We start from the raw sequence: 23,560 nt of genomic DNA on the forward strand, positions 1-23,560 counted from the left end.
AGATCGGGACATGGCGCGGCTTAGCGTTTATCCGTTCAGATGTTTTGTTTGAGCTGACGCCTTCGCGAGCAAGCCCGCTCCCACACTGGATCTGCTGCGTACACAAAATTTGTGCACAACACCGATCAAGTGTGGGAGCGGGCTTGCTCGCGAAGCTTTTAGCGATTCAACTCACGCCGAAGCCGGCAACGGCTGAAAACTGAAGTACTGCTTCAGCGCCTCCACCAGTTGCCCATATTCCGGGGGCGTCGATTTCAGGCTGAACCCGGCGTCATAGTGTTGGGGCGTTTCGTCTTCATGGCACCACAGGCAACACGCCTGCACGTCGATAACCTGCAGGATGCCGTCGCTGGCGGGGATTTTCAGACGCAAATCGAAGTCGGCGCCGATCATCATCGGCAACTGGCTGATAAGCATCAATCCATCTTCAGAGACGTTGCCCAGATAACCGATGGGTTTGTCGGTGACGCTGTTGAACACTTTCAGAAAATACGGCAGTTGATGCCGCTCGATCCGGCGGTCGGTGAACATGCTGAATTCGCTACGCAAGGCCCTTAAGCAGGGCCGCACTAATGCTTCGGAACGCGCCTGCCACTGTTGCTGAATAGGCATAGGCATAAGCGCGCTCTCCCCGATCCCGGTGCGACAGTGCAAAAAACCGCTGCCGCCGACGTCTGCCGATATCAGGTGTTACGCCGGTTTAGAAACAAGGCTCTAAAACCGCTCTATTCGACTATAGCTCACCGCCGCCGGTCGGCCACCGTTTGAAGGGCAAGTGTTTCAGAATTGAGTCGGACGTACCGCCGCTGCGCTGCGAGTCGGGTAGTGACCCAGGCTCTGCAAGGTTTCCAGGCGAGCGCGGGCGCGAAAGGCGTATTCGCTTTGTGGGTACGAGGCGATGATGAACTGATAGGTTTGCGCCGCATCAATGAACATCTTCTGCCGTTCCAGGCACTGGCCACGCATCATCGACACTTCCGGCTGCACATAGCGCCGCGCACGGCTGGCGCGGTCGACCTTGGACAGTTCGAGCATCACCTGCTCGCAGTTGCCGCGATCATAGGCTTTGTAGGCATTATTCAAATGATGGTTCATCGACCAACGGGTGCAGCCCACAACACTGAGGGCAAGGACGGCTATGAGCACGAATCGCATGGGAGTTCTCCTGTCTTGAGCTCTGTATCGACCCGTTGGCGAAAATCTTCAGGAATGTTCGTTTAAAGAAAGAAGCGAATAAGTAGTGCACATGAACAATGACTACACCCAAAGACCATAGTAGCCTCACTCAGCGCTTGAACTCAGGAGTCTATGCATGTCCGTCCGTCGCACCAAAATCGTCGCTACCCTTGGCCCGGCCAGTAACTCGCCGGAAGTTCTCGAACAGCTGATTCTGGCTGGCCTGGACGTCGCCCGCCTGAACTTCTCCCACGGCACCCCCGACGAGCACAAGGCTCGCGCGAAGCTGGTGCGTGACCTGGCTGCCAAGCACGGCCGGTTCGTCGCCCTGCTGGGTGACCTGCAAGGCCCAAAAATCCGTATCGCCAAATTCGCCAACAAGAAAATCGAGCTGAAGATCGGTGATCAATTCACCTTCTCCACCAGCCATCCTCTGACCGAAGGCACCCAGCAAGTTGTCGGCATCGACTACCCGGACTTGGTCAAGGACTGCGGCGTGGGCGACGAGCTCCTGCTCGACGACGGCCGCGTGGTGATGCGTGTTGATACCGCCAACGCCACCGAACTGAATTGCACCGTGCTGATCGGCGGTCCGCTGTCGGACCATAAAGGCATCAACCGTCGCGGCGGTGGCCTGACCGCTCCAGCCCTGACTGAAAAAGACAAGGCCGACATCAAGCTCGCGGCAGAAATGCAGGTCGACTACCTCGCCGTGTCCTTCCCGCGCGACGCTGCCGACATGGAATACGCTCGTCAACTGCGCGACGAAGCCGGCGGTACTGCCTGGCTGGTGGCGAAGATCGAACGCGCCGAAGCCGTGGCCGATGACGAAACCCTCGACGCGCTGATCAACGCTTCCGACGCTGTCATGGTGGCCCGTGGTGACCTGGGTGTGGAAATCGGCGACGCCGAGCTGGTGGGCATTCAGAAGAAGATCATTCTGCACGCGCGTCGCCACAACAAGGCGGTGATCGTCGCGACCCAGATGATGGAGTCGATGATCCAGAACCCGATGCCGACCCGCGCCGAAGTGTCCGACGTGGCCAACGCCGTGCTCGACTACACCGACGCCGTGATGCTTTCGGCTGAAAGTGCGGCCGGTCTGTACCCGCTGGAAGCGGTGCAAGCCATGGCCCGCATCTGCATCGGCGCTGAAAAGCACCCGACCAGCAAGACCTCCAGCCACCGCATCGGCAAGGTCTTCGAAAGCTGCGACCAGAGCATCGCCCTGGCGGCCATGTACACCGCCAACCACTTCCCGGGCGTGAAGGCGATTATCGCCTTGACCGAAAGTGGCTACACGCCATTGATCATGTCGCGCATCCGCTCTTCGGTGCCGATCTACGCGTTCTCCCCGCACCGCGAAACCCAGGCCCGCGCGGCCATGTTCCGTGGCGTCTACACCGTTCCGTTCGACCCGGCATCGTTGCCGCCTGAGCAAGTCAGCCAGGCCGCGATCGACGAGTTGCTCAAGCGCGGCGTCGTGGAGAAAGGCGACTGGGTCATCCTGACCAAGGGCGACAGCTACCACACCATTGGCGGCACCAACGGCATGAAGATCCTGCATGTTGGCGATCCAATGGTCTGAGTGACCGGTTGCTGAAAAAACAAAAGCCCTGCCATGTGAATGGCGGGGCTTTTTGGTTTCTGGTCCAGCGACAGTGTTGCCTGGAATGCCGTCTTCGCGAGCAAGCCCGCTCCCACATTTAACCGAGTTCCTTCAGGAAAAATACGGTCGAATGTGGGAGCGGGCTTGCTCGCGAAGAGGCCCGCCCAGTCAACGAAAAATCAATGCCGGTTGATAAACCCTGACAACGCCGCAATCGCTTCCTGCGAGCGCAGCCGCTGGGTAAATAATGCGCCCTCTTCTTCGATGACCTGACGCAACAACGCCCGGTCCGGTGCTTTCATCAATTGCTTGCTGATCCGCACGGCCTCCGGCGGCAGCGACTCGAAACGCAGCGCCATCTCCCGCGCCTTGGCCAGCGCCGCTTCGCCACTGCCCAATGCCTCGGTCGCAATCCCCCATTCGGCAGCTTGCTCACCACTGAACCCTTCGCCCAGTAACAGCAACTCCGCCGCTTTGGCATGCCCGAGCAAACGCGGCAGGATCAGGCTGGAAGCGAATTCCGGGCATAACCCGAGGTTGACGAACGGCATGCGCAAGCGTGCATCGCGGCTGACATACACCAGATCACAATGCAGCAGCATCGTCGTGCCAATGCCCACCGCTGCACCGGCCACGGCGGCGATCACCGGTTTGCGGCATTCCAGCAGCGTGAGCATGAACTGGAACACCGGGCTGTCGAGGTTGCTCGGTGGTTGCTGAAGGAAGTCGGCGATGTCGTTGCCGGCGGTGAAACATTCGCTGGAGCCAGTGATCAGCACCGCGTTGATTTCCGGGTCGGTATCGGCCAGCTTCAACATTTCGGCCAGGTGGCTGTACATGGCGCGGGTCAGGGCGTTTTTCTTGTCGGGGCGGTTCAGACGCAAGGTCAGCAGGCCGCGTTCTCGTTCAACGGTAATGGCATCGGTCATGGGAGGTCTCGCGTCTGAAAAACTCAGCGCTCAACCGCGGGGCAGGAAGACGTCGGCCAGCAGTTGATTGCGCGGCAGTCCCGCCAGGTACAGACGCCGGGCAAAGGCATCGACGCTGTCAGGGGCTCCGCAGAGTAAGGCTTGGGTTTGCCGGGAAACAAGCCGCAGTTGCGCCAAAGCCTCAGGCAACTCGGCCGGGGTCCACAGCTCGATACTGAGGTTCGGGCGGCTGCCGGCCATGGCTTGCAGGAGTTTGGCCAGGTAATGCTCGTCGGCATCATGAGCCAGGTGAATGACGCGGATAGCGCCTTGGTGATCCTGACGCAATGCTTCGCGCAAGACACCGAACAACGGCCCCAACCCGGTGCCGGCAGCCATCAACCACAATGGCCGGGTGTTCCAGTCCGGGTCGTAATGCAAGGCCCCACCGCGCAACTCACCGAGACGGATAGAGTCGCCGATCCGCAATTGACGGGCGGCATCACTGAATTCCCCCGACTGCCGACAATCGAGGTGAAACTCCAGAAAACGGTCCTCATCCGGCAAGCTGGCCAGGGAGTACGGGCGTGCGATGTGGCCTGCCCACAACACCAGATGCTGCCCGGCGCTGTAGCGCAACGGCCGCTGCGGAGTCAGGCGCAAACGCAACACGCTGGCGCTCAACCAATCGACGGCAGCCACCTCGGCCGGGCTGCCATCCTGTTGCGGGTCGAAGGTGTGCACTTCAAGGTCTTCGACTACCTGACACTGACACGCCAACCGCCAGCCTTGCTGACGCTGGTCCGCGCTCAAGGCATCGGGCCGGCTGTCGATCGGCAACCCTTGCACACACTGCACCAGGCACGCATGACAACTGCCGGCGCGACAGCTATAGGGCACCGACACGCCGTTCTGATTCAGCGCATCGAGCAGGTTGCTGCCGGTCGCGACCGACCATTGACGTTCACCGACGCGCAGCTCAGGCATCGACATTCTCCCACGCCGCCGCGCAGCGATTGCGGCCGTCACGCTTGGCGCGATACAGCGCCTGATCGGCCCGCTGCAACGCATCGTCAAGGTCGTCGCCCAGCTCCAGCAATGTCATGCCCGCCGACAAACTGAGATGGTTGACGTCGAGACCGATCAGCTCGACATCGGTGAACGCAATGCGCAGCCGCTCGCAGCACGAGGTCAAACTTTCGGTGTCGCAATCAGGCAGCAGCACCACAAATTCTTCACCGCCGTAGCGCGCCAGAACATCGCCCTCGCGCAGGCAAGCGGTGGCCACGCCGGCAAAGGCTTGCAGCACCTGATCGCCGGCGGCATGGCCGTGCACATCGTTGATGCGTTTGAAATGGTCGAGGTCGATCAGCGCCAGGCCGTGCACGACACCAACGTCCATGGCATTCAGCTCGCGGGAGGCCAGGCGCAGGAAATGCCGGCGATTGAACAGCCCGGTCAGTTCGTCGGTGGCGACCAGGTCTTCAAGCTGACGCATCATCCCGCGCAGGGTGTCCTGATGCGCCTGCAAGGCGAATCGGCGCTGGCGCATGCGTTGGCGGGAGGCCTGGACGTAACGGGCATACAGCTCCAGCCAGACCAGCACGATGAACAGCACGCACACTTGCAGCGCGGACAGCGCCGGGTCGGCTAACTGGAAGTGGTAGCCCTCCCACAGCGTGATCGCGCTGAAACTGAAGAACACCAACAACACGCAACGCAAAAAGGCCCGGCGCGACAGATGAAATAATCCGAACAACAGAATCAGCACATAGAACACCAGGAACGTGCCGCGTGCCTCATCCAGGTTGGCGATCAGCCAGGTTTGCCATCCCAGCCCCATCAACACCTGGGCTTCGGTCAGGCTGGGGTCGGAAAAACGCAAATTGCAGCCGCTGTAGAACACCGCGAACAACGTCGCCTGGCTGATGACCACCAGCGCACTGCCGACGGCCACGCTGGTCAGTGGTTCATCGTAATGGCCAGTGAAAAACGCCAGCCACAGCAGCAGTAAAGCCAGGGCGTAGGTGCCGGCTGCGAGGGCAAAGCGTTTGAGTAACAGGCGCTGGATGGCGTTATGCGTCAATCGTTGACTCACCGTGCGAAAGGAGGCTGTCAGAGTGTCCTACTCTACAGGCCGACTGCCACTTTAGTGGCGTGCCTGATAAATGACCATTCAATTTTCAGGGCGAAAAAACTGGCGTCAAAGTCATGACCCTGTTCCCGCAAATTTGCACATGAACCTGTGGGAGCGGGCTTGCTCGCGAAAGCGGTGTGTCAGCCACCTTGTCTGTTGAATGTCAGACCGCATTCGCGAGCAAGCCCGCTCCCACAGGGTTCTTCTGCATCGCCGGCTTATGCGACCAACGTTTGACTGTCGGCGCGTGTACCCGCCAGCGAGGCGCGGTATACTGCCGCGCCTTTTTAGCGTCGCGCCAGCATGCCCGGCGTGCCTTGAAAGGTGCTTGCAACCGACCGATGCACCCAAGCTGCAAGCACCTTATTGAATGTTCCCGTCTTTTAGAGGAGCGCGACTCATGACCGTGATCAAGCAAGACGACCTGATTCAGAGCGTTGCCGACGCCCTGCAATTCATTTCCTATTACCACCCCGTTGACTTCATCCAGGCGATGCACGAGGCCTATCTGCGTGAAGAATCGCCGGCAGCCCGCGATTCCATGGCGCAGATCCTGATCAACTCGCGCATGTGCGCCACCGGCCACCGCCCGATCTGCCAGGACACCGGCATCGTGACCGTGTTCGTCCGCGTAGGCATGGACGTGCGTTGGGATGGCGCCACCATGGGCCTGGACGACATGATCAACGAAGGCGTGCGTCGCGCCTACAACCTGCCGGAAAACGTCCTGCGTGCCTCGATCCTCGCCGACCCGGCGGGCGCTCGCAAAAACACCAAGGACAACACCCCTGCCGTTATCCACTACTCCATCGTTCCGGGTAACACCGTGGAAGTGGACGTGGCGGCCAAGGGCGGTGGTTCCGAGAACAAATCGAAGATGGCCATGCTCAACCCGTCCGACTCGATCGTCGACTGGGTACTGAAGACTGTGCCGACCATGGGCGCCGGCTGGTGCCCACCGGGCATGCTCGGCATCGGCATCGGCGGCACCGCCGAGAAAGCCGCGGTGATGGCCAAGGAAGTGTTGATGGAATCCATCGACATTCACGAGCTGAAAAAGCGCGGCCCGTCCAACCGTATCGAAGAGATGCGCCTGGAGCTGTTCGAGAAGGTCAACCAACTGGGCATCGGCGCCCAAGGCCTGGGTGGCCTGACCACCGTGCTCGACGTGAAGATCATGGACTACCCGACCCACGCCGCTTCGTTGCCGGTGTGCATGATCCCGAACTGCGCCGCCACCCGTCACGCGCACTTCGTGCTCGACGGTTCCGGCCCGGCCTCGCTGGAAGCGCCACCGCTGGACGCCTACCCGGAAATCGTCTGGGAAGCCGGCCCGTCGGCCCGTCGCGTCAACCTCGACACCCTGACCCCGGAAGACGTGCAGAACTGGAAGCCGGGCGAAACCGTCCTGCTCAACGGCAAGATGCTCACCGGTCGCGACGCTGCGCACAAGCGCATGGTCGAGATGCTGAACAAGGGTGAAACCCTGCCGGTGGACCTGAAAGGTCGCTTCATCTACTACGTCGGCCCGGTTGATCCGGTGCGCGAAGAAGTGGTTGGCCCTGCTGGCCCTACTACCGCCACGCGGATGGACAAGTTCACCCGTCAGATCCTCGAGCAAACCGGCCTGTTGGGCATGATCGGCAAATCCGAACGCGGCCCGACCGCGATCGAAGCGATCAAGGACCACAAGGCCGTTTACCTGATGGCTGTCGGCGGCGCGGCGTACCTGGTAGCGCAAGCCATCAAGAAATCCCGCGTGGTGGCTTTCGCCGAACTGGGCATGGAAGCGATCTACGAGTTCGACGTGAAAGACATGCCGGTCACTGTTGCGGTCGACAGCAAGGGTGAGTCGGTACACATCACCGGTCCTGCCATCTGGCAGAAAAAGATCAGTGAAAGCCTGGCCGTAGAAGTGCAGTAAGCGCATCGACTGACCAAGCAAAGGCGACAGGGGTGATCCTCCTGTCGCCTTTTTTATTGCGCGCGTTTTGACCGGTGACTTGTTGAACATGGGAATGCCCAAGTTGTGCATGCTATCGTGCGCCCCCTCCGTACACGTGTGTAACGCCCAGCATGTTTGAGTCATCCCGCCCACTGCGCCTGACGTTCTATACCGTTGTTATCGTCGCCGGTGCAGCCATCGCCGCCACCCTGGCCATACGCCACGCCGAGCGTCAGGCCCTGGTGGAAGACGCTGCCCGCGCCAGTCAGCAGTTGGGGCTGTACGCGACGTCGCTGCATACCCTGATCGAACGTTACCGCGCCCTGCCCGCCGTGCTGGCCCTGGACCCGGAGTTGCGCACGGCGCTCGACGGTCCGGTGACGCCCGAGCAACAGGACGCATTGAACCGCAAACTGGAAAAGATCAACGGCGTCGCCGACTCCTCGACCCTGGAACTGCTCGATCACACCGGCCTCGCCGTGGCAGCGAGCAACTGGCGTTTGCCCAGCAGTTACGTTGGCCACAACTACGGATTTCGCCCCTACTTCAGCCAGACCCGCACCCAGGGCACCGGGCGCTTTTATGCGGTGGGAGTGACCAGTGGAATTCCCGGTTACTTCTTATCCAGCGCCGTGACCAATGACAATGGCCGGTTTCTCGGCGCGATGGTGGTCAAACTCGAGTTTCCGGAGCTCGAACGCGAATGGCGTCAGGGCACCGACACATTGCTGGTCAGCGATGCACGCGGAGTCATCTTCATCGCCAATCAGCCAGGCTGGCGCTATCGCCTGTTGAAACCGCTGAACGACAGTGATCATGCCGAACTGAAAGCCACTCGTCAGTACGACAAGCAACCTCTGACACCCCTTGAATTTAAATCACTGCGACGCTTCGACGACAACAGCGACCTGACGCGGGTCGAGGGCCCTGGCGGCCAGGCCGATTATCTGTGGGAGTCCCTGCCGCTGGACGCCGAAGGCTGGACGCTGCACCTGCTGCGCCGCCCGCAAATCGCCTTCGAAGACAGCCGCAACGCCGCGCTCGCCGCTGCCGGGGTGTGGCTGACGCTGGTGTTTCTGTTGCTGTTTCTCAACCAGCGCTGGCGCCTGGCCAAAATGCGCCAGCGCAGTCGCGAAGAACTCGAACAACTGGTGGAAGAACGCACCCGCGACCTGCGCACCGCCCAGGACGGGCTGGTGCAATCGGCCAAACTCGCGGCCCTCGGCCAGATGTCCGCCGCCCTCGCCCATGAGATCAACCAGCCGCTGACCGCCCAACGCATGCAACTGGCGACCTTGCGCCTGCTGCTCGATCACGGCCGCGTCGACGAAGCCTACAAGGCGCTCAAACCGGTGGATGACATGCTCACGCGCATGGCCGCCCTCACCGGCCACTTGAAAACCTTCGCCCGCAAAAGCCCCAGCGGCTTGCGCGAACGTCTGGACCTGGCGGCGGTGGTAGACCAATCATTGCAACTGCTCGACACTCGGATACGCGATGAACAGGTCAGTACGGTGTTGCACCTGACGCGCCCGGCCTGGGTGCGCGGCGATGCGATCCGGCTGGAACAGGTACTGATCAATTTGCTGCGCAACGCTCTGGATGCGATGCACGATAAACCCTGCAAACGCCTGGAAATCCGTCTCGAAGCCGACGAACAACTGTGGCGCCTGACCGTCGCCGACAACGGTGGCGGCATCGCCGAAGAACATCTGCCGAAGGTGTTCGATCCGTTTTTCACCACCAAACCGGTGGGTGACGGCCTGGGCATCGGCTTGGCGGTATCGTTCGCCATCGTGCACGAATCGGGCGGACGCCTGAGCGCGGACAATCAGGCCAACGGCGCGGTGTTCACCCTGACCCTGCCGATCGATCTGGAGGCTCATGACCCATGCTGAATTCCGTGATGGTGGTCGACGACGAAAGCAGCATCCGCAGCGCGGTCGAACAATGGCTGAGCCTGTCGGGCTTCGAGGTGCAGCTGTTCAGCCGTGCCGATGAATGCCTGGCGCAATTGCCCAAGCATTTCCCCGGAGTAATCCTCAGCGACGTGCGCATGCCCGGCATGACGGGCCTGGAACTGTTGGCCGAAGTGCAGCGCCGCGATGCCGACTTGCCGGTGATCCTGCTGACCGGCCACGGCGATGTGCCGATGGCCGTCGACGCCATGCGTGACGGCGCCTACGACTTCCTGGAAAAACCCTTCAGCCCGGAAACCCTGCTCGGCAGTCTGCGTCGAGCACTGGACAAGCGCCGACTGGTGTTGGAAAACCGCGCCTTGCACGAACAGGCGGACAACCGCGCCAAACTCGATGCAACGCTGCTGGGTGTGTCCCGTGGTTTGCAGACGCTGCGCCGGCAGGTGCTGGACCTGGCCGCGCTGCCGGTCAACGTGTTGATTCGCGGTGAAACCGGCAGCGGCAAGGAGCTGGTTGCCCGTTGCCTGCATGACTTCGGCCCCCGCGCCGACAAGCCGTTTGTGGCGTTGAACTGCGCGGCGATCCCCGAACAGTTGTTCGAAGCGGAGCTGTTCGGTCACGAGAGCGGTGCGTTCACCGGCGCGTCGGGCAAGCGCATCGGCAAGCTTGAATACGCCGATGGCGGCACATTGTTTCTCGATGAAATCGAAAGCATGCCCCTGGCCCAGCAGGTGAAATTGCTGCGGGTGTTGCAGGAGCAGAAGCTGGAGCGACTGGGTTCCAATCAGAGCATCCGCGTGGATTTGCGGATCATCGCCGCCACCAAACCCGATCTGCTGGACGAAGCACGGGCCGGGCGTTTTCGCGAGGATCTGGCCTATCGGTTGAACGTCGCCGAGTTGCGTCTGCCGCCGTTGCGCGAGCGTCGTGAAGACATTCCGTTGCTGTTCGAATTCTTTGCCCAGAACGCCGCCGAGCGTTTGGGTCGCAAGTTTCCACCGCTCAGCGGCCCGCAGTTGAGCCATCTGCTGAGCCACGACTGGCCGGGCAATGTGCGTGAATTGGCGAACGTGGCCGAACGTCAGGTGCTGGGGCTGGACGAGCCGGAACCTGCGGGCATCGACCCCGGACAGTCGCTGGCGGCGCAGCAGGAAGCGTTTGAAGCGCACTGCTTGCGCGCGGCATTGACTCGGCACAAGGGCGATGTGAAAGCGGTGCTCGAAGAACTGCAACTGCCGCGCCGAACCTTCAATGAAAAGATGCAGCGGCATGGGTTGAGTCGGGAGATGTTTTTGCAAGAGAACTGAGTTCTTTAGCGCCTGTAGTGGCCTCTTCGCGGGCAAGCCCGCTCCCACATTTGATCTGCGTACACCGGTCCATTGTGGGAGCGGGCTTGCTCGCGAAGAGGCCAGCACAGGCAATGCAAATCCATAAGCCAGATAAGCGGATTTCCGCTCACCACCCTCCAGAAAGCAAGCGGATTTCCGCTCAAACAAACATCCTACCCCCTCTAAACCGGCCCTCCCTCGATTGGCACAGCTCCTGCTATAGCTCACGCAGGCTGCGTTTCAACGCGCTCCACAAAAACAATTAAACGAAGGATCCTTCAATGGATAACTCCAATACCCTGCCCCTTGGGTCGGCTGTCGCGCCGGCCAAAGCAAGAACCACGTCCAGCCGCATCAAGTCGATCTTCAGCGGCTCTGTCGGCAACATGGTCGAGTGGTACGACTGGTACGTTTATGCTGCTTTCTCGTTGTACTTCGCCAAGGCCTTTTTCCCTAAAGGCGACACCACCGCACAACTGCTGAACACCGCAGCGATCTTCGCCGTGGGCTTCCTGATGCGTCCGATCGGCGGCTGGCTGATGGGCCTGTATGCCGACAAAGTCGGGCGCAAAAAGGCGTTGATGGCGTCGGTGTACCTGATGTGCTTCGGCTCACTGCTGATCGCCCTGAGCCCGGGTTACGAAACCATCGGTATCGGCGCGCCGATCCTGCTGGTGTTCGCGCGTTTGCTGCAAGGCCTGTCGGTCGGTGGCGAATACGGCACCTCGGCAACTTACCTCAGTGAGATGGCGACCAAGGAACGTCGCGGCTTCTTCTCCAGTTTCCAGTACGTGACCCTGATCTCCGGCCAGCTCATCGCGCTGGGCGTGCTGATCGTGCTGCAAAACGTCCTGACCACCGAAGAGCTGTATGCCTGGGGCTGGCGTATCCCGTTCGCCATCGGCGCACTGTGTGCCGTGGTCGCGCTCTACCTGCGTCGCGGCATGGAAGAAACCGAGTCGTTCACCAAGAAGGAAAAGGCCAAGGAAAGCGCAATGCGCACCTTGATGCGCCATCCGAAGGAACTGATGACCGTGGTCGGCCTGACCATGGGCGGCACCCTGGCGTTCTACACCTACACCACGTACATGCAGAAATACCTGGTGAACACCGTCGGCATGAGCATCTCCGACTCCACCACCATTTCCGCCGCCACACTGTTCCTGTTCATGTGCCTGCAACCGATCATCGGCGGGCTGTCGGATAAAGTCGGTCGTCGACCGATCCTGATTGCCTTCGGTGTCCTCGGGACGCTGTTCACCGTGCCGATCCTCACCACCCTCCACACCATCACCACCTGGTGGGGCGCGTTCTTCCTGATCATGGCGGCGCTGATCATCGTCAGCGGCTACACCTCGATCAACGCCGTGGTCAAAGCTGAACTGTTCCCGACTTCAATCCGCGCCCTGGGCGTTGGCCTGCCGTACGCGCTGACCGTATCGATCTTCGGCGGCACCGCTGAATACATCGCGCTGTGGTTCAAGAGCATCGGCATGGAAACCGGTTACTACTGGTATGTCACGGGGTGCATTGCCGTGTCGTTGCTGGTCTACGTGACCATGAAAGACACCCGCAAGCATTCGCGGATCGAAACTGACTAACTCCGCTAGCGTCACAAAAAAGGGGCAGACCTGCTGAGGTCTGCCCCTTTTTTATTGCGCGTGAAAGCGCTGAATGAAAAATCTGTCACTCAAGCACGGCCCCGGATTAATCACCGGTTAATGCGCGGAATCCATCCTGCACCTGCTCGATCGATTCATTGTTATGCGCCCACTTCAGTCTTTGAAAGCGGAAAAGCCTGACGGTCTTAACATCTAATTAATCGATTACTTCTAGCATCATTTGGCGATTTTCAATCAACTTAATCGGCGCAGCATGGCATTCATGCCCAAGACACAAGCGCCAACGAATCTGGAGTGACTGAGATGAAAACCAAACTGTTCCTCGCCATGATCCTTTCCGTCCTGGCGGCCAATACCTTCGCCGCCGACGGTTACGACAAAACCGGCTCGGCTTCTTTTAACGCCGAAGCCAGTGCCTCCGTTGACCGCGCTCATTCGGGCACCTACGCGGCTGACGGGTTCGATAAAACCGGCACCGCAGAGGCTATCGGCTGATAGTGGGAGGAAGGTTACAGCCCGGCTTCGGCCGGGCTTCGTCGTTTCTGGAGAAACGAAATGTTCGACACAACACAAATCCATGGTGGGAGCGGGCTTGCTCGCGAAAGCGGTGTATCAGTCAGCGTATGAGTTGGATGTGAAGCCGCTTTCGCGAACAAGCCCGCTCCCACATTTTATTTTCGTTGAATCCGATAGAGGGTTCGACTGGAAATCTGCCGCCGGTCCTTGCACCATGACCGCCTCCCGAGAGCCCCAGGAATTCGCTCCATGCCCGACGACATCCACTTCTACGAACCCGCCAACGGCCACGGCCTGCCTCACGATCCGTTCAACGCCATCGTCGGCCCGCGTCCCATCGGCTGGATTTCTTCACAGGATGCCAATGGCCGCTTGAACCTGGCGCCCTACAGCTTCTTCAACGCCTTCAACTACATTCCGCCGATCATTGGTTTTTCCAGCGTCGGGCGCAAAGACAGCCTGAATAACATCGAACAGACCGGCGAGTTCGCCTGGAACCTGGCGACCCGGCCACTGGCCGAGCAGATGAACCAGAGCTGCGCCATGGTCGGGCCTGAGGTCAACGAGTTCGAGCTGTCCGGGCTGACGCCAGCCGCCTCGAAGATCATTCAGGTGCCACGAGTCGCCGAGAGTCCGGTGTCCTTCGAATGCAAGGTCACGCAGATCATTCAGTTGCAGCGAGCGGACGGCGACGTGGTGCCGAGTTGGCTGATTCTCGGCGAAGTGGTCGCCGTGCATATCGCCAAGTGGCTGTTGAAGGATGGGGTGTACGACACCGCCGCGGCAGAACCGATCCTGCGCGGCGGTGGGCCAGCGGATTATTTCCAGCTGGGGCCAGAGGCGTTGTTCAAGATGTTCCGCCCGGGGGCGGTCAAGTGATTACCAGATCAGGTCGCCGTCTTCGCTGACGCCCTTGAGGCGTGTCAGTTCCAACGCGGCGGCTTGGTCGGCATCGTGGGCAGTTTTGAAGGTTTGCGCTTCGAGCAGCTTATGAAAGCGCGGCGCACCCGTACCACCGATGGCTTTGGTGGCGATCGCGGCGTGATAACCGCCCTCGCGGGGTACTACGGCAGATACGGCTTCGAAGGTTTCAAAGGCTTTGCGTGCCATGTCGCGGATCCTGGCTAATGGAGAATTGAGCCATTAAACCCTCAACCCGCCATTTTGTGTACCCACGACTGAGACTGACCCAGCGCCTGATCGGCCGACACTTCCTTGAAGGTATGGAAATCCAGACTGTTGACCACCAACTCCTGAACCAGCTCGGCAAAAATCTCCATGGCCGGGCTACTGAAATACGCCGTCATTGCTTGTTGGTTAGTCCAGAAACCGGACACCAGCCACAACTCGGGATCGCATTGCGAATGTTGCAGGGCGAAGCTCAGGCAGCCCGGTGCGGTGCGAGACGGCTCGATCAAGGCACTGAGGCGCGCGCCAAGTTCCGCCGAACGCCCGGCGCGGGCACGGACAAAGGCCATGTGGCTGACGGGGATCTGATTAGACATGTTCAACCCTCCCAGGGAGTCGAGTGGCAGCCGTGGGACGGGCTGCGACAGGATCCAAGGTTAAGCGCCCGTGCGATGTGTCGTTAGTCGATTCCTGCCGGCTTGTTGCACAATCCTGCGAAGCTGTTCCGCGCACCTGTAACAACGTGTAAACCCGTCACAGCACTGTAATACGACTTTCAAGCAAGTTTTCCGGGCGACAACCTGCCATAGAAGCGCCCCCCGTCTACCCCGTGCAGAATCAGGCAATCTTTTGGCAGGATGTGTCTACCGCTGTGCCTTGCACAAATTTAAGCTCAGCTCATCACCAACGCCTCAACGAGGATGCCCCGCATGTCGTCGCTCGATCATTTTCACGCTCCGCTGGACGCCGACATGGAGAAACAGCGCGCGGAACTGGCCGCGATCATCCGCCGCAACACCACGGAGGATGGCACTTATGCCACTGCCGTCGGTTCGCTGTTCATGTCGCGCCACAGCCAGTCCCATGATTTTGCCCCGGTGCTGGCGCAACCGGCGTTGTGCATCATGGCTCAGGGGCGCAAAGAGGTTCGGCTGGCCGATGAATATTTCAATTATGACCCACTGAATTACCTGGTGGTCTCGGTCTCGATGCCACTGAGTGGGCGCGTGGTGAATGTCACGTCTGAAGAACCGATCCTCGCGGTACGGCTTGACATCGACCCGGCAGAAATCACCGCGCTGATTGCCGACGCCGGTCCCCTGGGTGTCCCCACCCGTCCGACGGGGCGCGGTTTGTACGTCGAGCGGATCGACACCGCCATGCTCGACGCCGTGCTGCGTCTGGCGCGGCTGCTGGACGCACCGAAAGACATCGCCATGCTCGCGCCCTTGATTCGCCGGGAGATTCTTTATCGGTTGTTGCGCAGCCAGCAGGGCCATCGGTTGTATGAAATCGCCATCGCAAACAGTCAGAGCCACCGCATCAGCCAAGCGATCAAATGGCTCAACGGCAACTATGAGCAGCCGCTGCGTATCGATGACCTGGCGCGGGAAGTGAACCTGAGTGTGTCGACGTTGCATCACCGCTTCAAGGCGATGACCGCCATGAGTCCGTTGCAGTATCAAAAGCAGTTGCGCCTGCAAGAAGCGCGGCGGTTGATGCTGGCGGAAGGGTTGGAAGCATCAGCGGCAGGGTATCGGGTGGGGTATGAAAGTCCCTCGCAGTTCAGCCGTGAGTACAGCCGATTGTTCGGGGCGCCGCCGTTAAGGGATTTGGCGCGGTTGCGGTTGAGTGTCTAGCTGAAATTTGTATTGGTGGTGCTGACCTTTTCGCGAGCAAGCCCGCTCCCACATTAGACAGATTGGTTCCTGAGAACGCGGTCAACCTGTGGGAGCGGGCTTGCTCGCGAAGAGGCCTGTAAGAACAACCCACCTCTAAAGTCAGGCGCTCAACACGCGGCAAGCCTCCGCCGGAATCGTCACCGACACCGGATTGCCAATGCTCAAGCCAATCCCCTGACACGGCGTGCTCAACGCGGTAAACGATACCCCGGAACACTCCACCGTGGTTTCAATCGTCGCGCCGATATCCCGCACAAACGTCACCTTGCCCAGCAACCGATTGCCCGCCGTGGCTTGCGGATTCGACAGTTGCAGGTCTTCAGGGCGAATCAGCATCTTGACCTTCTCGCCAACCACGATGCTGCTGCAGATCGGCACTTCCAGCGCATCGCCGCCCGGCAGGCTGACCTTGCCGTTGCCCAACGCGGTGGCCGGGAAGATGTTGCCCGACCCGATAAAGTCCGCGACGAATTCATTGGCCGGGTGCCGGTAAATCTCGATCGGCGTGCCCACCTGCTGCACCCGATGTTCACCCAACACGACAACGATATCGGCCATGGTCATGGCTTCGCGCTGGTCGTGGGTCACGAGGATGGTGGTGATGTTCAAGCGCTGTTGCAGCTGACGGATTTCCACCTGCATCGACTCACGCAGCTTGGCGTCCAGCGCCGACAGCGGCTCATCCAGTAGGAGGATCTTCGGGTGATTGGCAATCGCCCGGGCTATCGCCACGCGCTGACGTTGCCCGCCCGACAGTTTCGACACCGGACGGTCGATCATCTCTTGCAGCTGAATCAGTTGCAGCAGTTCCACTACCCGCGCCTGCTGATCAGCCTTGCTGACCCCACGCAACTTCAGGGGATAAGCGATGTTCTCCCCCACTGTCATGTGCGGGAACAGCGCCAGGGATTGGAACACCATGCCGAAATTGCGCTGATGCGCCGGGGTGTGGCCGATGTCTTCACCGTCCAGGCGAATCTCGCCGCCGCTCAAAGTTTCGAGCCCGGCGATCATCCGCAGCAACGTGGTTTTGCCACAGCCCGAAGGGCCGAGAAAGCACACCAGCTTGCCCTCGGGCAAATGCAGGTTTACATCTTTTACCGCGCAGGCCGAGCCGTAATATTTCTCGACGTTTTCCAGAATCAGACCAGTCATGTTGCACCTCAAATCAAAAGGAAACGCCGCCCTCGCCCACCAGCTTCTCCAACGCCCAGATCAGGACGAAGTCGATCAGCACGATCAGCACGGCAAACGAGAAAACGGTAGGGTCGAGCGAAGACACGGTGCGGCTGTACATCCAGATCGGCACGGTCATGACGTCAATGGTGTAGAGGAAATAGGTCACGGTGAATTCGTTGAACGAAACGATGAACGCCAGCAGCATGCCCGCCAGTATCCCGGACTTCATCAGTGGCACCACCACATCGATAATCGCCCGGGTAGGCGAAGCGCCAAGCATCTGCGCGGCTTCTTCGACTTCGCTGCCGATGGAGAGCATCGCGGCCGTGCAGTTCTTCACCACGAACGGCAACGCCAGGATCACGTGAGCGATCACCAACCGCGACGTCGTCATCTGGAATGGCAGGCTGTCGAACACCAGCAGCAACGCCAGGCCCAACACCACCATCGGAAACACCAGCGGCAGCGACATCAATTGCAGCGCCACGGCCTTGCCGCGGAACTCGCAACGGGTCAGGGCATAAGCGGCGGGCACCGCGACAATCGTGGCGAACACCATGGTCAGGCACGCGACCATCAGGCTGGTGCTCATGGCTTTGCCCAGGCTCAGCACATCGCTGGAATCGGGTGAGACAAAGGTGTGCCAGGCGGCCTTGTACCATTGCAGGCTATAGCTGCTCGGCGGGAAATCGAGGTTCGACGCGCCGCTGAACGACATCACGATCATCGTCAGGATCGGCAACACCGCCAGCAGCAGGATGAAGCCCGACAGGATGCCAGCGAACTTGCCGGTCTCGCCCGGCAACAGCGAGTAGCGCTTCTTGATCAGGGTGCTCATTGGGAAGCCTCCAGCATGCGCCGACGACGGCCAGTGATGAATTCGGACAAGGTCATGATCGCGAGGGTGGTAACGATCAGCACCACACCGGCAGCGGACGCGGCGGGCCAGTTCATCAGCGGGGCGATCTGGTCATGCACCATCACCGCCAGCATCGGCACGCGCCGGCCGCCGAGCAGCAAGGGCACCACGAAGCTGCTGGCGTTGTAGGCGAACACCAGCGTCGCACCGGTGATGATCCCCGGCATGCTCATCGGCAAGACCACCTGGCGGAACACCTGCAAACGACTGGCACCCAAGGTCGCGGCGGCTTCTTCGTAAGTACGGGCAACGCCGCGCATGGCGCTGGCAATCGGCAACACGGCCAGCGGGAACGCGGTTTGCACCAGGCCCATCAACACGCCGTTCTGGTTGTACAGCAGCATGATCGGGCGCTTGATCAGGCCCAGGCCCATCAGCGCCTGGTTGAGCATCCCGCCCGGGCCGAGAATCACCAGCCAGCCGTAGCTTTGCAGCAACAGGTTGACCAGCAACGGCAGCAGCACCGCAGCGAGGAAGATCCGTCGCACAAACGGTGAAGTCAGGCGCGACATGGTGTAGGCCACCGGTATCGCCAGCACCACGGCGATCGCTGCGCTGATCAGAGCCAGGCGCAGGGTCAGCAGCAAGGATTTGAGGTAATACGGTTCCAGCAATTGGGCGTAGCTGGCCAGGCTGAACCCGGTCCATTCCGCGCCTTTGGTGCCCACGCTCATGCGCAGCACCAGGAGGCTGGCGGCAATCAGCACGCCCAGAAACAGCATCGACGGCGAGAGGAAAAACCAGGCGCGGGTCGTCGGCGAAACACCCCGATGGGCGCGCACGGGAGCGACACTTACCGGATGGGTCAGAGGTTGGTGTTCCATAGCAAGGGTCTCGTCAATGGAAAGCAGCTGACAAACACAATTCCTTAATCCACATCAGCCCCTGTGGGAGCGAGCTTGCTCGCGATAGCGGTGTATCAGTCGACATCAATGTTGAATGACAGTCAGCAATCGCGAGCAAGCTCGCTCCCACAGGGGATCTTCAGTGGTTGAAGATCCTGTGTTCGCCACTCGATCAGGAAGAAAAGATTTCCGTGTAACGACGAATCCATTGGTCATGCACGGAGGCCAGGAAGGCGTTGTCGTGCATGATCGCTTTCTCGGCAATCTGCTCCGGCGTCAGGATGAACGGGCTCTTGCGCGCTTCGGCAGAGATGATCGCCTTGGCGTTGACTGGACCGTTGTAGATGTCTTCGGCCATCTTGCCCTGCACCAATGGGTCCAGAGAGTGGTTGATGAAGGCGTAGACCAGGTCGGTATCGCCCGGACGATTCTTCGGCATGACCGAGAGCATCAGGTCGGTGTAGAAACCTTCCTTCATACCGAACGTAGCGCCCAGACCGTAGGCCGGGTCGCGGATCTGTTTCGGGAAAAACGCCGGTGCGTACAGGCCGCCCATGTCCAGGGAGCCGGTGCGGAACAGTTCGGCGATCTGGTTCGGGTTTTCACCCAGGGTCACCACGCGATCCTTGAGCTCGGCGAGTTTCTTGAAGCCCGGTTCAATGTTGTGTTCGTCACCGCCGGCCAGTTTCGCGGCGATGATGATCAGGTCCATGGCCTCGGTCCAGTTCGGCGGCGGCAGGAAGATATTCGGCGACAGGTCCGCGTCCCACAGGGCGGCGTAGCTGTTCGGTGCTTCTTTTACAGTACGGGTGCTGTAGACCAGGCTGTTGCACCAGAGCAGGTAACCGATGCCGTGGCCATTGGCGCCGGTGCGGTATTTCTCCGGGACATCGACCAGGTTGGGAATGCGGTTGAGATCGGGTTTTTCCAGCAGCCCGGCGGCTGCCAGACCTTCGGCGCCGACGCCGGCCAGGGTGATGATGTCGTACTGCGGACGATCACCGGCAGCCTTGAGTTTGGCGACCATTTCCGAGGTGCTGCCGGTGCGGTCAGCGATGACCTTGCAGCCGTACTTGTCCTCGAAGGTTGCCGCGATGTTACGCAGCGCAGCCAGGCCCGTGTCATCGGACCAGGTCAGCAGGCGCAGGGTCTTGCCCTGGAAGCGCGTATCGCTGGCATTGGCCCGGACGAAGGGCAGACTCATGGCCGCCGCGGCGACGGACGCCACGCCCACGGTTTTGATGAATTGACGTCTGTTCAGATCATGCTCGCCCATGAAGGACTCCCTTTGTTTTTTTAAGTATGAGGTTGGTCGCAACCCTTGCATCCGCGCGGTCGAATCTGCTTCAAGCCCCCGGTTTCAAAGGGTCTTGGCTGATCCGACGGGTTCATCCTGAGGTCGTGCAAAACACCTGACTATCGATAAAAACTCATTGAAGCCATGACGCCAGCGCATGCCTCATCAAGAGGCATGCGCTCACCGTTTTAGCGCCTTCAGACGGCTCGAATCACGTGTTTGATTTCCTGGAAAGCCTGCAAGCCCCACGGCCCCAACTCGCGACCGATGCTGCTCTGTTTGTAGCCACCCCAAGCGGTCTGCGGGAAGATCACTTGCGGCGCGTTGACCCACACCAGCCCCGCCTGCAAAGCGTTGGCGACCCGGTCCGCGGCTTCGTGGTCGCGGGTGACCACGCTGGCCACCAGACCGAACTGGCTGTCATTGGCCAGGGCAATCGCCTCGGCTTCAGAGGTGAAACTGCGCACGCAGATCACTGGGCCGAAAATCTCTTCACACCACAGCGCACTGTCGAGGGGCACGTGGGTGAAAATCGTCGGCTGCAAAAAATATCCGCGCGGCAGGTCCGCCGGACGATTGCCGCCGCAGATCAGCCTGGCGCCGGCACTCAAACCACGATCGATGTGACCGAGCACACGCTGGTATTGCGCCTGATTGACCAACGCGCCCATTTCCACGTTCGGATCGAACGGGTCGGCTACGCGAATCGCTTCGGCGCGGGCTTTCAAACGGGTGAGGAATTCATCAGCCAATTCATCGGCGACCAGCACGCGACTGGTGGCGGAACACATCTGCCCGGCGTTAAAGAAACCGCCACCACAGGCCACTTCCACGGCCAGTTCGAGATCGGCATCGGCGAGCACCAGCAACGAGGACTTACCGCCCAGTTCCAGGCTCACGCCCTTCACGGTTTCCGCAGCACGTTGCATCACCTGCACGCCGACCGCGTTGCTACCGGTGAAGGAAATCTTGGCGATACGCGGATCTGCCGAGAGCGGCGCGCCGACCGCCAGACCGGTGCCGCAGACCAGGTTGAAGACCCCTTTGGGCAGGCCGGCTTCGGCGATGATTGCCGCCAATTCCAGCTCCGGCAGCGGCGTGACTTCGGATGGTTTGAGCACCACGCAGCAACCGGCGGCGAGGGCCGGGGCGAGTTTCCAGGCGGTGGTGACCATCGGGAAATTCCACGGCACGATCAGGCCGACAACACCACACGGTTCACGGCGCACGCGGGCGCTGAAGTCGTCGCTTGGCAGCTCTACAGCGCTGTCCTGTTTAGCGTCGAGCCCTTCGGCCAGACCTGCGTAGTACTCGAACGTGGCGATCACGTCGTCGACGTCGATGGCCGCTTCAAACAGCGGCTTGCCGTTGTTGCTCGACTGCAGATGCATCAACTGTTCGCGACCGGCCTGCACGCCCGCCGCGATGTTGCGCAGGATCGCGCCACGCTCGGCGCCGGTGGTTTTCGACCATTGCTTGAAGGCGTTGGTCGCGGCGCTGACGGCTTGATCGACCGCGTGTTCATCACCGCCATTTACGGTGGTCAACAAGGCTTCAGTCGCCGGGTTGATCACGCGCAAATGTTCGCTACCGGCTGACCATTCGCCATCGATGAACAGACCGTCCAACGTGGTTGGAAAACTCATTTCGACACCGCCTTCATCCACTGGGTCTGATCGATTTCAATCAGGGTCGGGCCTTGGCGATCGGTGGCGGCACGCAAGGCGTTGCGCAGTTGCTCGACGCCGTTGACGGCCTCGGCCGCACAACCCAGGGCCTTGGCCACACCAATGAAATCCGGGGTGTAGATGTCCACGCCGACCGGCTCGATGGCGCGGTTGACCATGTATTTCTTGATCTCTTCGTAGCCCTGGTTATTCCACAACAGCACGATCACCGGCGTGCGCGCTTCCACGGCGCTGGCCAGTTCCGGCAGGGTGAATTGCAGGCCGCCGTCGCCGATCAGGCACACCACCGGAGGTCGTGCACCGCCTTCAACGCTGCCGCCGAGCCAGGCGCCAATCGCCGCCGGCAAAGCGTAACCGAGGGTGCCGTAACCGGTGGACGAGTTGAACCAGCGACGCGGACGTTCCGGGTTGAACGTCAGGTTGCCGGTGTATACCGGTTGGGTCGAATCGCCGACGAAAACGGCGTTCGGCAATTCATGCAGCACGGTTTCCAGGAAGCGGGTCTGGGCCAGGGTAGGCGCATCCCAAGTGGCCGCCAGTTCTTCACGCAAACGCGCGGCACGGACCTGGCCCCAATCGTTGCGGCGCTCGGCCAGGGATTTGTGCGACAGCGCGCTCAGCAAAGCCTGGGCGGCATTGCGCGAGTCGGACACCAGCGCCACCTGCGGCGGATAGTTGCGCACGGTCTGGTCCGGGTCGATGTCCACGCGCAGCAGTGCGCCGGGAATTTCGAAACCACCGGCGAAGGTGACGTCATAGTCGGTTTCGGCCAACTCGGTGCCGATCGCCAGCACGACGTCAGCCTCGGCCACCAGGGCGCGGGTGGCGACCAGGCTTTGGGTCGAACCGATCAGCAACGGATGGTTGGATTCGAGCATGCCTTTGGCGTTGATGGTCAGCGCCACCGGCGCGTCCAGCAGTTCGGCCAGTTCAGTCAACTCGGCGGCGGCATCGATGGCACCGCCACCGGCGAGAATCAGTGGTCGCTTGGCACCGGCCAGCAACGTGGTCATGCGGGAAATCGCGGTCGGCGATGCGCCGGCACGGTCGATATTCACCGGCACGCTGGCGAGCAGGTCATCGGCCTCTTCGACCAACACGTCCAATGGAATTTCGATGTGCACCGGACGCGGGCGACCGGCCTGGAACAGCGCAAACGCGCGGGCCAGGACGCCGGGCAATTCGGACGCCGACATCAGGGTGTGGGAGAACGCTGCCACGCCGCCGACCAATGCGCTCTGGTTCGGCAGCTCGTGAAGCTTGCCGCGCCCGCCACCCAACTGGTTGCGGGTTTGTACGCTGGAGATCACCAGCATCGGGATCGAATCGGCGTAGGCCTGGCCCATGGCGGTGGTGATGTTGGTCATGCCGGGGCCAGTGATAATAAAGCACACACCCGGCTTGCCGCTGGTGCGGGCGTAACCGTCGGCCATGAAACCGGCGCCCTGCTCGTGACGCGGCGTGACGTGGTTGATGCTCGAACGGGCCAGCCCGCGATACAGCTCCACGGTGTGTACCCCGGGAATGCCGAACACCTGCTCAACCCCGTAATCTTCGAGTAACTTGACCAATACTTCGCCGCACGTCGCCATGTCATTGCCCTTCTTGTTCGTTTGAGACGCCGGGCCTGCGCTGTGTTTATGATGGATTGGCAGGTCCAGG

General features: G+C 60.7%; 21 protein-coding genes. 8 read left to right on the forward strand and 13 right to left on the reverse strand.

What is annotated here, in order from left to right; genetic code table 11:
- Window positions 1-171 precede the first annotated feature (171 nt).
- On the reverse strand, window positions 172-531 hold the full coding sequence (locus ACA055_RS23795; protein WP_497684476.1) for a PilZ domain-containing protein: 360 nt from the start codon (window positions 529-531) through the stop codon (window positions 172-174).
- 249 nt (window positions 532-780) lie between these two features.
- Window positions 781-1,155 carry a tetratricopeptide repeat protein gene (locus tag ACA055_RS23800; RefSeq protein ID WP_497680852.1) on the reverse strand — a complete coding sequence of 125 codons (375 nt, stop codon included), beginning with the start codon at window positions 1,153-1,155 and terminating at the stop codon, window positions 781-783.
- A gap of 157 nt (window positions 1,156-1,312) precedes the next feature.
- On the opposite strand from ACA055_RS23800, the gene pyk reads away from it, so the two are divergent.
- The gene (gene pyk, locus ACA055_RS23805) at window positions 1,313-2,764 is read left to right on the forward strand and encodes a pyruvate kinase (protein WP_497680853.1); all 1,452 of its coding nucleotides are present in this window, start codon (window positions 1,313-1,315) and stop codon (window positions 2,762-2,764) included.
- 200 nt (window positions 2,765-2,964) lie between these two features.
- Here pyk and ACA055_RS23810 read toward each other — a convergent pair whose 3' ends face one another.
- The 3 genes from ACA055_RS23810 to ACA055_RS23820 are packed head-to-tail and all read right to left on the reverse strand — an operon-like array spanning window position 2,965 to window position 5,779.
- Entirely contained in the window at window positions 2,965-3,714 is a 750-nt protein-coding gene (locus tag ACA055_RS23810; RefSeq protein ID WP_497680854.1) for an enoyl-CoA hydratase-related protein, read from the reverse strand.
- A 30-nt stretch (window positions 3,715-3,744) separates the two neighbouring features.
- Window positions 3,745-4,680, reverse strand: coding sequence for an iron-sulfur-binding ferredoxin reductase (locus ACA055_RS23815; protein ID WP_497680855.1), 936 nt, complete (start codon window positions 4,678-4,680; stop codon window positions 3,745-3,747).
- Window positions 4,673-5,779: a GGDEF domain-containing protein gene (locus ACA055_RS23820; protein ID WP_497680856.1), complete on the reverse strand. Its 1,107-nt coding sequence runs from the start codon at window positions 5,777-5,779 to the stop codon at window positions 4,673-4,675. The genes ACA055_RS23815 and ACA055_RS23820 overlap by 8 nt, the downstream gene beginning before the upstream one ends.
- 451 nt (window positions 5,780-6,230) lie before the next feature.
- On the opposite strand from ACA055_RS23820, the gene ACA055_RS23825 reads away from it, so the two are divergent.
- The 6 genes from ACA055_RS23825 (at window position 6,231) to ACA055_RS23850 (ending at window position 14,039) form a co-directional block, all read left to right on the forward strand.
- Window positions 6,231-7,754, forward strand: coding sequence for a fumarate hydratase (locus ACA055_RS23825; RefSeq protein ID WP_497680857.1), 1,524 nt, complete (start codon window positions 6,231-6,233; stop codon window positions 7,752-7,754).
- 152 nt (window positions 7,755-7,906) lie between these two features.
- Window positions 7,907-9,673: a sensor histidine kinase gene (locus tag ACA055_RS23830; RefSeq protein ID WP_497680858.1), complete on the forward strand. Its 1,767-nt coding sequence runs from the start codon at window positions 7,907-7,909 to the stop codon at window positions 9,671-9,673.
- Window positions 9,667-11,001: a sigma-54-dependent transcriptional regulator gene (locus ACA055_RS23835; RefSeq protein ID WP_497680859.1), complete on the forward strand. Its 1,335-nt coding sequence runs from the start codon at window positions 9,667-9,669 to the stop codon at window positions 10,999-11,001. Before ACA055_RS23830 ends, ACA055_RS23835 begins: the two co-directional genes overlap by 7 nt.
- 302 nt (window positions 11,002-11,303) lie before the next feature.
- Window positions 11,304-12,623 (forward strand): MFS transporter, encoded by a 1,320-nt coding sequence (locus tag ACA055_RS23840; protein WP_497680860.1) that lies wholly within the window; start codon window positions 11,304-11,306, stop codon window positions 12,621-12,623.
- Between the two features lie 324 nt (window positions 12,624-12,947).
- Window positions 12,948-13,139, forward strand: a complete 192-nt coding sequence (locus ACA055_RS23845) for a hypothetical protein (protein WP_497680861.1) — start codon at window positions 12,948-12,950, stop codon at window positions 13,137-13,139.
- Window positions 13,140-13,409: 270 nt separating this feature from the next.
- On the forward strand, window positions 13,410-14,039 hold the full coding sequence (locus ACA055_RS23850; protein WP_497680862.1) for a flavin reductase family protein: 630 nt from the start codon (window positions 13,410-13,412) through the stop codon (window positions 14,037-14,039).
- On the opposite strand, the gene ACA055_RS23855 is transcribed toward ACA055_RS23850, so the two are convergent.
- Both ACA055_RS23855 and ACA055_RS23860 read right to left on the reverse strand, forming a co-directional pair.
- Complete coding sequence (locus ACA055_RS23855; RefSeq protein WP_497680863.1) at window positions 14,040-14,270, reverse strand: hypothetical protein; 231 nt, start codon at window positions 14,268-14,270, stop codon at window positions 14,040-14,042.
- Window positions 14,271-14,311: 41 nt separating this feature from the next.
- Window positions 14,312-14,665, reverse strand: coding sequence for a putative quinol monooxygenase (locus tag ACA055_RS23860; RefSeq protein ID WP_497680864.1), 354 nt, complete (start codon window positions 14,663-14,665; stop codon window positions 14,312-14,314).
- A 333-nt stretch (window positions 14,666-14,998) separates the two neighbouring features.
- On the opposite strand from ACA055_RS23860, the gene ACA055_RS23865 reads away from it, so the two are divergent.
- On the forward strand, window positions 14,999-15,928 hold the full coding sequence (locus ACA055_RS23865) for an AraC family transcriptional regulator (RefSeq protein WP_497680865.1): 930 nt from the start codon (window positions 14,999-15,001) through the stop codon (window positions 15,926-15,928).
- Window positions 15,929-16,069: 141 nt separating this feature from the next.
- Here the strand turns inward: ACA055_RS23865 and ACA055_RS23870 are convergent, their stop codons facing one another.
- The 6 genes from ACA055_RS23870 to ACA055_RS23895 all read right to left on the reverse strand — a co-directional run bounded on the left by ACA055_RS23870 (window position 16,070) and on the right by ACA055_RS23895 (window position 23,490).
- Entirely contained in the window at window positions 16,070-17,125 is a 1,056-nt protein-coding gene (locus ACA055_RS23870) for an ABC transporter ATP-binding protein (protein WP_497680866.1), read from the reverse strand.
- A 13-nt stretch (window positions 17,126-17,138) separates the two neighbouring features.
- The gene (locus tag ACA055_RS23875; protein ID WP_497680867.1) at window positions 17,139-17,987 is read right to left on the reverse strand and encodes an ABC transporter permease; all 849 of its coding nucleotides are present in this window, start codon (window positions 17,985-17,987) and stop codon (window positions 17,139-17,141) included.
- Entirely contained in the window at window positions 17,984-18,892 is a 909-nt protein-coding gene (locus ACA055_RS23880) for an ABC transporter permease (protein WP_497680868.1), read from the reverse strand. The genes ACA055_RS23875 and ACA055_RS23880 overlap by 4 nt, the downstream gene beginning before the upstream one ends.
- Window positions 18,893-19,085: 193 nt before the next feature.
- On the reverse strand, window positions 19,086-20,189 hold the full coding sequence (locus ACA055_RS23885; protein WP_497680869.1) for an ABC transporter substrate-binding protein: 1,104 nt from the start codon (window positions 20,187-20,189) through the stop codon (window positions 19,086-19,088).
- A gap of 218 nt (window positions 20,190-20,407) precedes the next feature.
- Window positions 20,408-21,856, reverse strand: a complete 1,449-nt coding sequence (locus ACA055_RS23890) for an aldehyde dehydrogenase family protein (RefSeq protein ID WP_497680870.1) — start codon at window positions 21,854-21,856, stop codon at window positions 20,408-20,410.
- A complete protein-coding gene (locus ACA055_RS23895; RefSeq protein WP_497680871.1) occupies window positions 21,853-23,490 on the reverse strand; it encodes a 5-guanidino-2-oxopentanoate decarboxylase in 1,638 nt (545 codons plus the stop codon). The genes ACA055_RS23890 and ACA055_RS23895 overlap by 4 nt, the downstream gene beginning before the upstream one ends.
- Window positions 23,491-23,560: the final 70 nt, after the last annotated feature.

Source organism: Pseudomonas sp. LBUM1657 (assembly GCF_059716075.1).